This is a genomic window from Streptomyces sp. NPDC111802 (assembly GCF_055634335.1).
Map to the genome: position 1 here is coordinate 1 of NZ_JBVKCZ010000219.1, position 1,486 is coordinate 1,486.

1 protein-coding gene is annotated in these 1,486 nt (G+C 68.6%); it reads left to right on the plus strand.

Features of this window, described 5'->3' with window-relative positions; genetic code table 11:
* The first annotated feature begins 235 nt into the window (after positions 1–235).
* Complete coding sequence (locus ACZ7NC_RS45585) at positions 236–1,450, plus strand: IS30 family transposase (protein WP_471498368.1); 1,215 nt, start codon at positions 236–238, stop codon at positions 1,448–1,450.
* Positions 1,451–1,486 lie beyond the last annotated feature (36 nt).

The following is a 1,486-nucleotide window of genomic DNA, read 5'->3' on the forward strand; positions in this document are numbered from 1 at the left end:
ACCTTAGGTTCTAGCGGTCCTCGCAACACTCATGATCATGGGAGTTGCGAGGACCGTGGGCGGCAAGAGGCTCGATCCGGATTTGAAGAGGCTGTTCTTCGAACGGCTTGATGCCGTGGGAAGCGTCTCCCCCGTAGCACGTGAGCTGGGGCTGAACCTAAACACGGCGTTCACGCTGGCCCGCAAGGCCGGCGTGAACTACGGGCACCTGGGCCACCCCGGGCGCGAGGAGTACCTGAAGTTGCGGGCCCGGGGCGTCTCCAGGCGGGAGGCCGCCGAGCGGGTCGGGGCGCACCCTCGCACAGCCCAGGACTGGGACTGGGGCATCCGGAAGTCCAGCAACTCCCGGATCCACCCCGACGGCCGGCGTGTGAACTACACGACGGGAACCGTCACGATGCCCGGTGTGATCATCGCTGCACCGGTGAGGCCGGTGAGCCTCAAATCCCTTGAGAAGAAGCTGCACCCCAGACTCCTCTCGCTCTCCGAGCGCGAGCGGATACGCGACCTCCGCGCCGCCGGCCAGTCGATGCGGGCCATCGGACGGGCCCTGGGGCGCCCGGCCAGCACCATCTCGCGCGAGCTGCGGAACAACTCGGGGACCGCCGACTACCACCCCTACGCGGCTCACAGAGCGTCCGCCGCGCGCCGGCCCCGCCCGAAGGAGCGCAAGCTGCTGGCTGAAGGTCCGCTGCGCGACTTCGTCCAGGACGGCCTGCGCCAGCGGTGGTCCCCGGAACAGATCTGCCACGCTCTGGCCAAGACCCATCCGGACGACCAGAGCATGCGGGTGAGCGTGGAAACGATCTATCAGGCCCTGTACTTCCAGGCCCGCGGCGGCCTGAAGCGGGAGGTCCAGGCGGCCGTCCGCACCCGTCGCACGCGTCGCAAACCGCGCCGGAACCCCGAACGGCGCACGTCCCGGTTCATCGACCCGATGGTGATGATCAGCGACCGTCCCGCCGACGTTGAGGACCGGGCGGTGCCGGGCCACTGGGAGGGCGACCTGATCGTCGGCGCGGGCGGACGCTCCGCGATCGCCACCCTGGTCGAACGCAGCACCCGCTACACCATGCTGGTCCACCTGCCGGGCGAGACCCACGACGCCGAGACCGTGCGTGACGGGCTCGTCCGCACCGTCCAAACCCTGCCCGCCCACCTGCGCGGCTCGCTTACCTGGGACCAGGGCGCCGAGATGGCACGTCACCGGCAGTTCAGCATGGCCACCGACATGCCCGTCTACTTCTGCGACCCGGCGTCTCCCTGGCAGCGCGGCTCGAACGAGAACACCAACGGGCTGCTGCGGCAGTACTTCCCGAAGGGCACCGACCTGAGCCTGCACGGTCCCGAAGACCTCGAACACGTCGCGCAGGAGCTCAACAGCCGCCCACGCAAGACGCTCGGCTGGGATACCCCAGCCGAGCGTCTACGTGATCTACTCACCGTCTAAAGCCAAGCGGTGTTGCGACGACCCCTTGAACCTAAG